This is a genomic window from Shewanella fodinae, from assembly GCF_014651955.1.
In the GTDB taxonomy this organism is placed as follows: Bacteria; Pseudomonadota; Gammaproteobacteria; order Enterobacterales; family Shewanellaceae; genus Shewanella; species Shewanella fodinae.
Genome location: NZ_BMXW01000001.1, coordinates 312731 through 326412, shown reverse-complemented (window position 1 = coordinate 326412; position 13682 = coordinate 312731). Strand labels below are relative to the sequence as shown.

The 13682-nt window shown below is 45.9% G+C and carries 9 protein-coding genes; 8 read left to right on the top strand and 1 reads right to left on the bottom strand.

Features of this window, described 5'->3' with window-relative positions:
- Nucleotides 1-33 precede the first annotated feature (33 nt).
- From pstA to IE064_RS01605, 7 genes are all read left to right on the top strand, one after another.
- The gene (pstA, locus tag IE064_RS01635; protein ID WP_189615810.1) at nucleotides 34-1689 is read left to right on the top strand and encodes a phosphate ABC transporter permease PstA; all 1656 of its coding nucleotides are present in this window, start codon (nucleotides 34-36) and stop codon (nucleotides 1687-1689) included.
- A 36-nt stretch (nucleotides 1690-1725) separates the two neighbouring features.
- Nucleotides 1726-2547: a phosphate ABC transporter ATP-binding protein PstB gene (gene pstB / locus IE064_RS01630; RefSeq protein WP_189615808.1), complete on the top strand. Its 822-nt coding sequence runs from the start codon at nucleotides 1726-1728 to the stop codon at nucleotides 2545-2547.
- Between the two features lie 28 nt (nucleotides 2548-2575).
- Nucleotides 2576-3277: a phosphate signaling complex protein PhoU gene (phoU, locus tag IE064_RS01625; protein WP_133037671.1), complete on the top strand. Its 702-nt coding sequence runs from the start codon at nucleotides 2576-2578 to the stop codon at nucleotides 3275-3277.
- 197 nt (nucleotides 3278-3474) lie between these two features.
- A complete protein-coding gene (locus IE064_RS01620) occupies nucleotides 3475-4089 on the top strand; it encodes a DUF502 domain-containing protein (RefSeq protein WP_189615807.1) in 615 nt (204 codons plus the stop codon).
- A gap of 310 nt (nucleotides 4090-4399) precedes the next feature.
- Nucleotides 4400-6364, top strand: a complete 1965-nt coding sequence (locus IE064_RS01615) for a BCCT family transporter (protein WP_189615804.1) — start codon at nucleotides 4400-4402, stop codon at nucleotides 6362-6364.
- 35 nt (nucleotides 6365-6399) lie between these two features.
- Nucleotides 6400-6765, top strand: coding sequence for a YajD family HNH nuclease (locus IE064_RS01610; RefSeq protein WP_189615802.1), 366 nt, complete (start codon nucleotides 6400-6402; stop codon nucleotides 6763-6765).
- 219 nt (nucleotides 6766-6984) lie between these two features.
- Nucleotides 6985-8541 carry a peptide MFS transporter gene (locus tag IE064_RS01605; protein WP_189615801.1) on the top strand — a complete coding sequence of 519 codons (1557 nt, stop codon included), beginning with the start codon at nucleotides 6985-6987 and terminating at the stop codon, nucleotides 8539-8541.
- A gap of 412 nt (nucleotides 8542-8953) precedes the next feature.
- Here IE064_RS01605 and IE064_RS01600 read toward each other — a convergent pair whose 3' ends face one another.
- The gene (locus IE064_RS01600) at nucleotides 8954-11806 is read right to left on the bottom strand and encodes a TonB-dependent receptor domain-containing protein (protein WP_189615799.1); all 2853 of its coding nucleotides are present in this window, start codon (nucleotides 11804-11806) and stop codon (nucleotides 8954-8956) included.
- 933 nt (nucleotides 11807-12739) lie between these two features.
- Between IE064_RS01600 and miaE the strand changes: the two genes are divergently transcribed.
- On the top strand, nucleotides 12740-13666 hold the full coding sequence (gene miaE / locus IE064_RS01595; RefSeq protein WP_189615797.1) for a tRNA isopentenyl-2-thiomethyl-A-37 hydroxylase MiaE: 927 nt from the start codon (nucleotides 12740-12742) through the stop codon (nucleotides 13664-13666).
- The last annotated feature ends 16 nt before the right edge of the window (nucleotides 13667-13682 follow it).

The following is a 13682-nucleotide window of genomic DNA, read 5'->3' as shown; positions in this document are numbered from 1 at the left end:
GATGACGCGTTTATATAAGCAAGGGGCTGTGTGATGGGGAAATGGTTTAAATCCGGTGCACCTTGGATTTGGATGACTGGCGGCGCCGTCAGCATTAGCCTGATTGCCGTATTAGGCTTGCTGTTGTTAATCGCTTGGCGCGGACTCAGTTATTTCTGGCCAGCGACTATTTATCAATGGCAGATGCAGGATGAGAACGGTAAACCCTATACGCTGATTGGGGAAATTCACGACCGCGAACAGGTGCCTACTGAGCGTTTAGTCGCCGCGGGGCATCACTTCGCCGCTAATCCCGGTGAGTTTGTGAATCGTTTCCTTGTCAAAACGGGTAATCGCGAATTTGTCAGTCTAGATTTTCGCTGGATCCTGCAAACCGACATTGTTAGCCGCAGCGCGCCAGTTGGCGTGGCAATGATCGAGCGCAGCCAAAACGGTAATTTTTATGGCTATCCCGTAGCGATTGTTGAAGCGGGGCAGCGCTTGCCGGCACAGGGCGACATTGCCGATACGTTGCAGCAGTATATTCAGCGGGCGGTTGGGCTGAATAAACAAGCAGAGCAGTTGCAGAAGCAGGACATCGGCTCAGTCAATTATGATCTGGAGCGGTTACGCCTTAAAGGTCGTAAATATGAACTGGATAATGCATTGACAGCAGAACGTCAGGCAGAACTGGCGCAGCAGCGTCAACAGTTGCAGCAAAAGTATCAGGTGTTGGAAAAACAGCTATTTTCTCTGCGTGAACAGGCCGGACGCGACGCCGTAATTGTTAAAGATATGCGCGGCCAGGAAGTGACTTTACCGCTGGATACGGTACTAGATGTCAGTTATGTCAATGGCATGGGCTTCTGGCAGAAATTGACCACATGGTGCGTGCGCATCGGCCATTTTGTCAGTGACGATCCCCGCGAAGCCAACACTGAAGGTGGAGTGTTCCCGGCTATTTTCGGTACCGTATTTATGGTGTTGTTAATGGCCATTATCGTGACACCTTTTGGCGTGATTGCTGCAATTTATCTGCATGAATACGCTCGCAAAGGGATTTTGACCAAAATTATCCGGATTGCGGTGATTAATCTTGCTGGCGTTCCTTCGATTGTGTACGGGGTATTCGGGCTGGGCTTTTTTGTCTATATGGTGGGCGGCTCTATCGACAAATTGTTTTATCCAGAAGCGCTGCCATCCCCCACATTTGGTTCGCCGGGCGTGATCTGGTCAGCATTGACTTTAGCTATTCTGACGTTACCCGTGGTGATTGTCTCTACTGAGGAAGGGCTGTCACGTATCCCGAGTGCTATTCGTCAGGGCAGTCTGGCGTTAGGCGCGACCAAGGCGGAAACCTTGTGGCGGATAGTGATCCCAATGGCAAGCCCAGCCATTATGACCGGCTTGATTTTGGCCGTAGCACGTGCTGCTGGCGAAGTCGCGCCGCTGATGTTGGTGGGAGTGGTGAAATTGGCGCCCAACCTGCCGGTAGACATGAATTTCCCCTTTGTGCATTTGGAACGTAAGTTTATGCATCTCGGGTTTCATATTTATGATGTGGGCTTTCAGAGCCCCAATGTAGAGGCCGCGCGGCCATTGGTGTACGCCACTTCGTTCCTGTTGGTAACCGTGATAGTGGCGCTCAACCTGACGGCTATTAGCGTGCGTAACCATCTGCGTGAAAAATATCGTTCGCTGGAAAACTGATAACCGCCAGTGCAAGAGACAGGACAGAAACAACCTATGATTTCGATTGATGCCTCATTAATGACCGCTGTAGCCAAGGTTGATCTAAAAAATCTGCCGCCGGAACAGACGGCGCTGGAGATCCGTGACCTTAATCTGCACTACGGTGACAAACAGGCGCTGTTTGATGTGTCGATGAAAATTCCCAAGAAGAAAGTTACCGCCTTTATCGGTCCAAGTGGTTGTGGTAAATCCACCTTGTTGCGCTGTATTAACCGCATGAACGACCTAGTAGATAACTGCCGTATCGATGGCGAAATTCTGCTTAATGGCCACAATATTTATGATAAGAAAGTGGATGTTGCCAAACTGCGGCGCAATGTGGGCATGGTATTTCAGCGCCCAAATCCGTTTCCCAAATCGATTTATGAAAACGTGGTCTATGGCTTGAGACTGCAGGGCATTAATAATCGGCGCGAGCTGGATGAAGCCTGTGAGCGCTCACTGCGTGGTGCCGCGATTTGGGATGAGGTCAAAGATCGTTTACACGATAACGCTTTTGGCTTATCAGGCGGTCAGCAGCAACGTCTGGTGATTGCCCGTGCGATTGCCATTGAACCAGAAGTGTTATTGCTGGACGAACCAACATCCGCGTTGGACCCGATCTCGACACTGACAATTGAAGAGTTGATCACCGAACTGAAAACCCGCTTTACCGTGGTGATCGTCACCCACAACATGCAACAGGCGGCGCGAGTGTCGGACCAAACTGCTTTTATGTATATGGGTGAACTGGTGGAATATGGTGATACCAACACCATTTTTACCACGCCACGGCAAAGCAAAACTGAAGACTATATTACCGGTCGTTATGGTTAACGGCTCACACTGAACCAAGGCAGATTTTATGGAAAATAAAAATCTTAATAAGCATATTTCCGGTCAGTTCAGTGCCGAACTGGAAGATATTCGCAATAAAGTGTTGGCGATGGGCGGTTTGGTTGAACGCCAGTTAGAGCAGGCACTGGATGCACTGGGCGCGCTGGATGCTGAGTTGGCACAACAAGTAATTGACGGCGACCATCGTGTGAATGGCATGGAAGTGGACATTGATGAAGAATGCACACGTATTATTGCCAAGCGTCAACCGGCTGCCAGCGATTTACGTTTGGTTATCGCCATCTCTAAAACCATCGCTGACTTGGAACGTATAGGCGATGCCTGTGTGCGGATTGCCAAAGCCGCTTTGGAAAAACGCAATAATAATCAGCAACCTTTGCTGGTGAGTATCGAAAGTATGGGCCGTCATGCCACTCGTTTATTGCACTCAACGTTGGACTCATTGGCACGCATGGATGCTGAATCTGCCATTGAGTTACATAAAGAAGACGCCAAGCTGGATAAAGAGTACGAGGGTATCATTCGCCAGTTAATGACCTACATGATGGAAGATCCCCGTTCTATTCCCGGTATTCTCGATGTGCTATGGGCTGCAAGGGCTGTTGAGCGAGTAGGGGATCGTTGTAAGAATATTTGCGAATACGTGATTTATTACGTTAAAGGCCGCGATGTCCGGCATGTCTCCTATGAAGAGATGGAAAAGGACTGATAGTGAAATCAGTCTGTGAACGCCAGCCATTGCTGGCGTTTTTTATGGCGGCGGCTTTTTGGACAAATGCCAGCCAATGTTCAGCATGATGCTGCTGAAATGACTGACAGAAGCGTTGTTGGCATAGAGGTCTATAGGGCGGCGGTGTTAAGATAAGCGCCGCAGCGTCATGTCGACGTTGTTGATGTGAGGGAAACATGAAACAAACCCTAATCCGTGGTCTGCTCAATCTGTTGCCGATGGCGCTCAGTCTGTGGCTGTTCTGGTCGTTGTTCGCATCATTGGATGAGCTGGGGAAATTATTGCTGACGCTGGTACATGCGCCCTCGTTATTTCTTGGCGCGGGTTTCCTGTTAGTGGTGGCCTTGGTATTCATTGCGGGATTGCTGTTTTCGGTAAGTCCTGTGGTGTGGTTATGGGGATGGATTGAGCGGCAACTGATGCGTTTCCCGCTGTTTAAATCCGTTTATGGCAGTATCCGCGATATCGCTTCATTGATGAATCGCGATCCCTCCAAGCCGAAGTCACAGCAAACCGTGTTAGTGCGCCAAGCTAATGGCGGTTATGTGGTGGGGTTTATTATGACAGATACGCCACCGCAGCCGCTGATAGATGCTTTACCTGAAGGCGATTGGGTGCCAGTTTTGTTTCAGTTGTCCTATCAGATGGCCGGGGTTACTAGCTTGGTCAAACGGGAAGATCTCATCAAAGTTGACTGGTCATTTGAAGAAGCCATGCGTTTTAACCTTACAGCGGGGATCTCGCAATCACCCGTGGCAGATCATGAACCTCACCACAAACTGGGCGATTAACCGTATAAACGGTTATAAACGTTCCCCCATCTAGGCAAAATTTGTGTATAATCGCTGCGAATTGTTGCCAAAACAGTAGTAATCTCAGTGGTTGATCGGTTCTGTACCCCGATAGCCAAAATTCCCGCCCCATAAGCCGGCGGGAGTGTTGCTCCATTTTCAAAGGTTGTCCTAGCCTTGCCGCGGAGCAGCGTAGTAGCTGAATTTCTTTTGCTGTTGCCCATTGGCAATGTTTTGGTTGCTGCAGTAAATAACAACATATCGGTAAAGGGTTGAACAAGCAGCAACCTGTCATCTGATGGGAGCATTTATGTCTAAAAAATCGAGTATCAATCCACCTGTGTTCTTTTCGTCCGTTATTTGTCTGGTGGCTTTAGTATTGACGGCGGCAATCTGGCCGCAACAATCACAGCTATTGTTCAGTAACGTGCAGACCTGGTTACAGCTAAAGGCTGGTTGGCTCTATGTATTGGCCGTTGCCATATTTTTGCTGTTTGTGGTGTTCATCATGCTGAGTCGTTACGGCGATATTAAGCTGGGACCCGATCATTCAGAGCCTGATTTCAGTTATAAAACCTGGATATCCATGCTGTTCTCTGCTGGCATGGGGATCGGGCTGATGTTCTTTGGCATTGGGGAGCCTGTGATGCACTTCCTCGCGCCTCCTGATGCGGATCCGCAAACGATGGCCGCTGCGAAAGAAGCATTAAAAATTACCTTTTTTCACTGGGGACTTCATGCCTGGGCCATCTATGCCATCGTGGCGCTGAGTTTGGCTTATTTTAGCTATCGCCATAAATTGCCTTTGCTGCCTCGTAGTGCGCTTTATCCACTGATCGGCAACCGGATATATGGGCCAATAGGCCACTGTGTTGATACTTTAGCGGTACTTGGCACCGTGTTAGGGGTTGCGACCTCTCTTGGGTTTGGGGTGGCGCAGGTTAACTCTGGTCTACATTTTTTGTTAGGCGATCGTTTTCCAATATCGGCGGCAGTGCAGGTAGGACTTATCTGTGTCATCACGCTGATGGCGACGGCTTCAGTGGTATCTGGGGTCAATAAGGGCATCAAGATTCTTAGCGAACTCAATATGGGGTTAGCATTTTTATTGATGATGTTTGTGCTATTAGTGGGGCCTACGGTGGACCTATTACAGCATTTTGTTCAGAACACTGGTGCATACCTCAGCGATATTGTTAATAAGACTTTCAATTTATATGCTTATCAGCAGAAAAATGATTGGCTTGGAGGATGGACGCTGTTTTATTGGGGCTGGTGGATCTCTTGGTCGCCTTTTGTGGGGACATTCATCGCCAGAGTTTCTCGTGGTCGCACTATCCGCGAATTTTTGGTCGGAGTGATGTTTGTACCAACCGGTTTTACCTTTTTATGGATGACGGTATTTGGTAATTCGGCCATTGACGCCATTATGAATCATGGTGCTCAATATCTCGCCGATGCAGTGTCTTCAGATGTTTCAGTGGCGCTATTTACCTTTTTCCAGCATTTGCCTTGGTCTGGATTTTTGAACATCTTAGGGGTGTGTTTGGTGGTAACCTTTTTTGTCACATCGTCAGACTCTGGCTCTCTGGTGGTGGATAACCTCACCTCAGGTGGTGATGAGAATGCGCCGGTCTGGCAACGGATCTTTTGGGCGTTGCTGGAAGGTGTAGTGGCATCGGTACTATTGCTCGCAGGAGGGCTGAAAGCGTTGCAAACCGCTTCAATCGCCAGTGCGATGCCGTTTCTCGTGGTGATGCTGCTGATGTGTATTGGCTTGTTTAAAGCACTGAAGGACGACAGACTGAAGCTGATGAGCGTGCGCTTACATAACACCAGCGTGCAGTATTCTCAGACCAGTGTCCCTTGGCAGAAGCATCTGGAGGTACTGGTTTCACACCCGAGTTATGCTGAAGCCAGAAGCTATTTGAACGAGGTCGCGGAGCCGGCGCTGAGCAACGTTGAGCGCGAATTCACGCAGCGTGGCATCGATGTCAAGTTACAGCATGAACAGGATCGTGTGCGACTGATGATCGATGATCCAGAGCTGCAAACCTTTGTATACGCCTTGCGAATTCGCAGTTTTATCCTGCCAGGATTGCCTGAAACCGAGGATAGACACTATTATCGCGTCGAAGTATTTCTCGAACATGGTGGTCAGTATTATGATGTCATGGGGTATACGCCTGAGCAGCTACAGGCTGATGTGGTGACCCAGTATGAGAAATACCTGCATTACCTGCATCTTTCCAATGCAGAGTATGTCAGTAATTAAGGTTGCAAACGTCGTAAAATGCAGGAATAGGTGGCATGACAACTCAGAGCAAACTGGATCGAGTTCTGGCTGAAGCCAGAGAGTACCGGGCTAATCGGGAAAAGGGATACCGAGAGCAGGCACTAAAGCTATATCCTTGGGTATGTGGTCGCTGTGCCCGTGAATTTACTCATAAAAATCTGAGTGAACTCACGGTGCATCATCGTGATCACAATCATGATAACAATCCAGCGGATGGCTCTAACTGGGAGCTGTTGTGCTTGTATTGTCATGACAACGAGCATGCCCGTTTTGAGGAGTTGGTGTCATACGGCGATACGTCTGAAACCAAGCAGGCTCCCGCAACTTTTAGTCCATTTGCCGATCTCAAGGCAATGATGGCCAAAAAGGATCAGAAATGACCAAGACGCACCTTATTTCGGGTGCGTTTTTTAGTGCGGTTGGTAAATGTCGGACAGTGGATGTGACCCACGCCATAATAAGCACTTTTTTGGTATAAAAAACACTCAGGGCTTTTGTAACAAAGTCTGTTTTGCCGATTTACAGCATTGGTTTACATCGGCGCTCGACTTATACTCTTGGCCTTAAACATTACTACAACAATGATGGAAGCAAGCAATATGACTCTTGGCGCAGCTAAGGTAAGCAAGACACACTCGTTTATGACTGTGTCCCTTATTGAACTATGGGAACGCTTTGGTTATTACGGCATGCAGGCGCTGATTGTGTACTTCATGGTACAGCGTCTCGGCTTTGATGACAGCCGTGCAAACTTGGTATGGAGTGCCTGCGCGGCATTGATATACGTTTCTCCCGCCATCGGTGGATGGGTTGGGGATAAAATCCTTGGTACTAAACGTACTATGTTGTTGGGTGCCGGTGTGTTGTCCGTTGGTTATGCACTGATGACGGTACCAACAGAGAATACTTGGTTCTTGTTTGGTGCCCTTGGCGTTATCGTGGTGGGTAATGGTTTGTTTAAACCTAACGCCGGTAACTTAGTCCGCAAAATCTATGAAGGCGACGATTCAAAAATCGATTCTGCTTTCACTATCTATTACATGGCGGTTAACGTCGGCTCTACCTTCTCCATGTTGTTGACCCCATGGATTAAGGATTACGTTAATGCAACCTATGGCAATGAGTTTGGCTGGCATGCGGCGTTTGCTGTTTGCTGCGTGGGCTTACTGGTTGGGTTAGGTAACTACGCTATTATGCGTAAGACCGTTAGTGAATATGGTTCAGAGCCAGATTCTCGCCCGGTGGACAAATCCAAGCTGGCTATTGTGCTGGCAGTTGCTGCAGCCTCTGTAGTGTTGTCTGCGGTAATTTTAGAATATCAGACAGTTGCGCGTATCTTTGTTTATGCTGCTGGTATTGCTGTGCTCGCGATCTTTGCTCATCTGATCCGCAGCAGTGAAGTTAGTGAACGCGCTGGATTGATTGCGGCCTTGGTACTGACTGTGCAAACGGTATTCTTCTTCGTGTTCTACCAACAGATGTCTACATCACTGGCATTGTTTGCGTTGCGTAACGTCGACTGGGAATTTAATGTGCTGGGCATGCACCTTTGGACTTGGTCTCCCGCACAGTTCCAGGCGCTGAACCCTATCTGGATTATGGTGCTGAGCCCTGTGTTGGCATGGACCTATTCTTGGGCAGGACGCAATAACAAGGATTTTTCGATCGCCGGTAAGTTCGCCCTTGGTTTTGCGGTAGTGGCCGTTGGCTTCTTTATCTATGGCTTTGCCGGGCAGTTTGCTGTTGACGGTAAAACTTCATCTTGGATCATGATTTGGGGCTATGGTTCCTATTCTTTGGGTGAGCTATTGGTGAGTGGGCTCGGTTTGGCAATGATCGCCCGCTATGTACCAGCTCGCATGGGCGGCTTTATGATGGGGGCTTACTTTGTGGCCTCCGGCATTTCTCAATATCTTGGCGGGGTAGTGGCAAACTTTGCCAGTGTGCCAGAAGATATTAAGGATCCGTTACAGACCTTGCCGATTTATACCAGCTTGTTCAATAAACTGGGGATTGCTGCTGTCGTTTGTACTTTGATCGCGCTTGCCGTATTGCCGCTAATGCGCCGTCTGACAGAAACTCACCATTCTCACAATGGTAATGGTCATGACGATAGCGCTGCTGCAGCATTATCAGATGTGAAAACCGAGCAATAAAATAGCACTGTCATTTTAGTCAAAAACCGGAGGCAATATGCTTCCGGTTTTTTTATGTAAGCATCAACATCCACTAGCTGCGTAGTTTTGGTTGGGTTTACCAAGGTTTAAAGAACGACAAGAATTGTCTGCTGATATAAGTTGGCCATGCAGCCTTCGACGTAAATCAGTTCTGCAGTCACATATCCAAACGAGGCATAGGCAGATTGCTTAAATAAAGCCGTTTGACGCTTAGTGTAAGTATATGCGTCGGAGTGAGAAGGTCGATATGCAGGTTTAGCATTAAAACGCTGTGTTGTTCCTACACTGGGGCAATGATGAATAGCCTAGAACTGCTTTTGATGCGCGGCATCAGGGAAAGAAAAACGGTGGCAGGAGAGGAGCCACCGTTTTGTCAATTAGCAATCGTAGATTAGAGTTTGAAGCTCACGGTAGTGTAGTAGTAACGCCCAACGTTATCGTACATGGCAGAACCTGTGCCGGTGCCGATTGTGCCGAATGGCAAATCACGGTCAAACACGTTGTCGATACCAAATTTCAGTCCTAGACCGTTATCGAACTGGTAGCCAACAGACATATCACTGATGAAATAGGAGCCGTAATCCATCAGACTATTGGGGTTGGCATTGCGTTCCAGATCCTGAGGTGTATACAGGTCTACGCTGTCAATATAGCGGGTGCGCCATTTTGCTTGCCAGTTGTCCAAGGTATATCTCAGGTCAACGTTAGCCTGCCATTCAGGGGTCCCAGAAGTTCCAGCGTAATCCTGATAATTAGTCGGGTCATCTTGGAAGTCATAGCTGCGATTGCGAATGAGCTTAGTGGCGATCAGGCTAGAAGACAAAGTGCCCTTACCTAGATCCATGTCGTATCCAAGGTCAAAGTCTACCCCGGAGGCCTCCAATTTTGCCAAGTTCAAAGAATGGCTCTGGATCAGAGTGATTTCGTGAGTATCTGGATCACGAGTGATCAACGCACAATACTGGTTGTTGATACCATTTTCTGAGTCAAGACATTTGTTAATAATGTCTTGAGCACCGATATTGCTAATGGCGTCATCAATCTTGATATTCCAGTAGTCAACCGATAAAGACAAACCAGATATTGCCGTAGGTTGGAAGACCGCACCCAACGTATAACTGGTGGACTTCTCAGGATCCAATTCATGATTACCACTTAGCTCACCTTTGATGGACGCTGCGTCGTAATTTGAGTTGAAGTCACCAGGAATACCCAATGCAGCACAGTTTTTACGACGTGTACTGGAGTTGGCCAAGTTATTCAGATTGTCGAGTTTACAAGAATCATCAACTCCGAAATAGGTCTCGCTGGAGGCGCCATAGAGTTCGCTGATATTCGGCGCACGAATAGCTTTGGAATAAGTACCGCGCATACGCAACTCATCAGAGATTTCCCAGTTTAAACCGGTCTTCCAAGTAGTTGCAGAGCCTATAGAGCTATAGTCGGCATAGCGTGCGGCTAGATCCAGATCCAGTTGACGAATTAATGGCAAGTCCGCCAGTAATGGGATAGAAAGTTCTGCGTAAACCTCTTTTACATTAAATGAGCCATGATCTTCACCTAAAGAGTTAAAGAATGTCTCTTTTGGATAATCTGGTTCGTGAATGGCACTTTCTTCCTTGCGATATTCAACACCAGTAGAAAATCCGACATAACCAGCTGGCAGCTCATATAAGCCAGAATTAGTGATGTTACCACCAACAACTGTCTGTTTGATGACGGAAGTTCCTGTCAGGTTAACATTGATATAATCAATAGCAGCTTGGCTAGGGGCACCTTCACCGAAAATGTTAATAGGTACACAACCATCAGCTTGAGCAGCTTCACTGCGACAAACGATGTTTCCATTTTCGTCCGTCACAGCATCCAGTGCATTAATATAGTTGTCGTATATCAGGTTGTTTTCGTTCTCACGTTTCAGGTCGGTCTGACCGTAAACGGCGTAAACATCGTAATTCCATTCGGAGGCAATTGTGCCTTCCATGCCCAATACATACCGCTGTGTCTCACGGGTATCGTTTTCAACACGTAAACCTGTATCTGTCATGAAGCGGTTAATGGTCAGCGATGTTTTCCCTGCATCTTGCATCATTTTGCGTAGCGCAGGATCCATAAACGCATTATCTATCGAGACTGTGTTAACGGGATCAAAGAAGAAGAATGCGGGCTGGAAGTTATTGGTTGCATCGCTACGTACATATTTCGTCTCAAAGTATACTGAATCGCTCTCAGTGATATCGTAGTTGCCTTTGAAGTTGAAGTTATAGCGTTTGAATTCTGGTTGTAGTTCGTTGAATTGATTCAAGTTAATGGAATCACAATCAGTACAGTAGTAGTTGTAAACATTACTACCTAGATTTACATCGCTGATGCTGCCATCGGAATTGAATTTTTTCCAACCATTCAGATTAAAGCGCCCATCGTTAGCGATGGCGTAGTAACCAGAATTTGCAGTATAGATTTTGTCTGGGTTGTTAGGATTGTTATCATCAATTCGCCCCGGAGTATTGTTAGCCATTGAGGCATAAGCAATGCTGGTTTGATTGCGATCCATTGCTGAAAGATTATTCTGGCCTGAATATTCAGCTGAGAATGCAATATTACCACGGCCATTATCTATATCTGTACCGTATGAGAAGGATGCACGTTTTTTACTAAAATCGCTATCGTCAGCTGTGCCAATGGAGGCATTAAAATCAAGACCGGTGATATTTTTCTTTAGGATGAAGTTCACCACCCCAGTCACAGCATCTGCGCCATATATTGCTGAGGCGCCCCCAGTAATAATCTCAACTTTATCGACCCATGCGCTGGGGATAGTGTTAACATCGACAGCCGCGGTGCCTGCCTCGCTAGATACATGACGTTTACCGTTTACCAGCACCAATGTTCTGGATGTTCCAAGATTACGAAGATCCAGAATGTTTAAACCCGCAGTACCAATAGAACTACCGCCCGAGTTTGCTAGTGAATAAGTACTTCCGAGAGCAGGTAGTTGGTTCAGCGCTTCACCTATGTTGGTGACACCAGTACCTAGTAGTTCTTCGCCAGTGACTACAGTTACCGGTGTCGGTGCATATGCACTTTCTCTGACGATGTGAGATCCTGTCACTTCAATATGTTCATACTTTTGTGAATCTGCATCTTTCTTATCGTTCTCGGCGGCTTGAACTGAGATGGATATTGCAGCGCTGCCCAACAGCGATATAGCAATCCATTCTGCCAATTTAGTTTTGGTTGGCATAGGTCTCCCTTTTTTATGTTGTTATATATTTGTTAATATAAATTAAATTTACAGTTAGTGAGTTAACTATACATTTATTGACAATAAGAAAGGAAATATATCATTCATCGTTAAAATCACAACGTTGCTATTACAAATGTTAGCTATATCTTAGGTGGCGGCTATCCGATATGTTGACAAAATATATATTTCGAGTTAACGCCTGTTATTTTGATAATCCATTCAATTTTTTTGCATATTCATTTTTAAATGTAAATTTATAGCAATTAAAAGATCATGTAATTGTTAAATTAAATATTGATATTTGTTAATAATTGTATGATTAATAATGGTTATAATAGAACTATTTGTATGGAATGAGATCTACAGCTTGTTTTCATCATTGTGTCTAATTGTGTTAAATGCCTTTTATTATTGTTGGACAGTTAATTTATTTATTTAAAATTAATATGTTATGTAATGGCTATTGTTTTTTTTGATAAACAAATGCGTCATTAACTATGGATGGTTAATAATGCAAATTTTTTATGATGAAAAAATATTTGAGCTATCAGTCTGGGATTTTTAACTGTTCACCGATTTTTTGTCGTGGCAGTTGCAATCTTATCGCTACGTTAACGACATATGCTGACGAGTATTCGTATTTCATCAAAGTCAGCAAATGTTATTGTTTAGTTATTAATTGATTAGAATGAAATCGATAAGTGAGTGGTATACTTAGCTTATTTGGATTCTGGATTTACTTTTGTAATACATAAAGTACTTGGTACTAATACTTGGTTTAATAAATAATTGGAAATACTATTGCTTGTTTATTGAACAACCCCTTCGGTTAGCATCATTAATAATAATGAACAATCTTCATTAGGAATAGTTGACGTAACTGTTCTTAAACGCGAAAATTTTTGCAGATGAACTCCTGCAGATACCAATATGTATACCCAATTGCTTGTTCCCATAGAGCGCTTTTTAGGCTGTAACACGCCGGACTCATGGATTGTTGAAGCGAGAAAGCCGGAAAATCTAGCAACGTTATTGATTGACCATTGTAATTGCGAATGGAAGGCAGCAGCGACTGCGGGCAAATTGCTGCGAAAATATGCCGTATCATCACAGGATGTAGTGGTGAATATGTTGAAACCTTACGAGTTTTTTCTGTTCCGCTTCGACAAGTGGTCCATTGATGAATTTCAGCATTGGTTTTTCCCCGAGAGTGCTGCAAATGCCAGCAGTAGTGATATTAAAGCCGCCAAACAGGCGTTATATCTGTTAGACAAACATGGGGCTGACTTGGATTCTGCATCAACGGTATTGCAATGGGCGAGGACTCAACCGAATTTACAGGTGCAACAGTCAACTGATACCAAGGAAATTGAGACGTTTTACAATCCATTGCAGGCGCGTACTGATTTTGCGCAAAGTGATGATCTCATTGCCAAGATGGTGCGATTAATTAAGGAAGAATTACATCATTTTGACCAGGTGTTAGAGATCATGCAGGCACGGAATATTCCGTATAGCAATCTGCTCGCAGGACGTTATGCCAAAGGTCTGTTAACACAAGTGATTACTCATGAGCCGCAAACCTTAATTGATAAATTAATTGTGGGGGCGCTAATTGAAGCGCGTTCCTGTGAGCGCTTTGCCAGACTTGCGCCCCATCTGGATGAAGATATTGGCCGTTTTTATATCTCCCTGTTGCGCTCAGAAGCCCGCCATTATCAGGATTACCTGACGTTAGCCCAATCAGTTGCTGGACAAGATATCAGTGGCAGAATTGCAGAGTTAGTTGCGTTGGAAGCGAGCCTTATCCAAGCCAAAGACACTGTGTTTCGTTTCCACAGCGGTATCCCAGCTTAGTCGACTCATTATCTAA

Coding starts and splice junctions, on each gene's coding strand:
- pstA (WP_189615810.1), top strand. CDS start 34: ATGGGGAAATGGTTTAAATCCGGTGCACCTTGGATTTGGATGACTGGC.
- IE064_RS01615 (WP_189615804.1), top strand. CDS start 4,400: ATGTCTAAAAAATCGAGTATCAATCCACCTGTGTTCTTTTCGTCCGTT.
- IE064_RS01610 (WP_189615802.1), top strand. CDS start 6,400: ATGACAACTCAGAGCAAACTGGATCGAGTTCTGGCTGAAGCCAGAGAG.
- phoU (WP_133037671.1), top strand. CDS start 2,576: ATGGAAAATAAAAATCTTAATAAGCATATTTCCGGTCAGTTCAGTGCC.
- IE064_RS01620 (WP_189615807.1), top strand. CDS start 3,475: ATGAAACAAACCCTAATCCGTGGTCTGCTCAATCTGTTGCCGATGGCG.
- IE064_RS01605 (WP_189615801.1), top strand. CDS start 6,985: ATGACTCTTGGCGCAGCTAAGGTAAGCAAGACACACTCGTTTATGACT.
- pstB (WP_189615808.1), top strand. CDS start 1,726: ATGATTTCGATTGATGCCTCATTAATGACCGCTGTAGCCAAGGTTGAT.
- IE064_RS01600 (WP_189615799.1), bottom strand. CDS start 11,806: ATGCCAACCAAAACTAAATTGGCAGAATGGATTGCTATATCGCTGTTG.
- miaE (WP_189615797.1), top strand. CDS start 12,740: ATGTATACCCAATTGCTTGTTCCCATAGAGCGCTTTTTAGGCTGTAAC.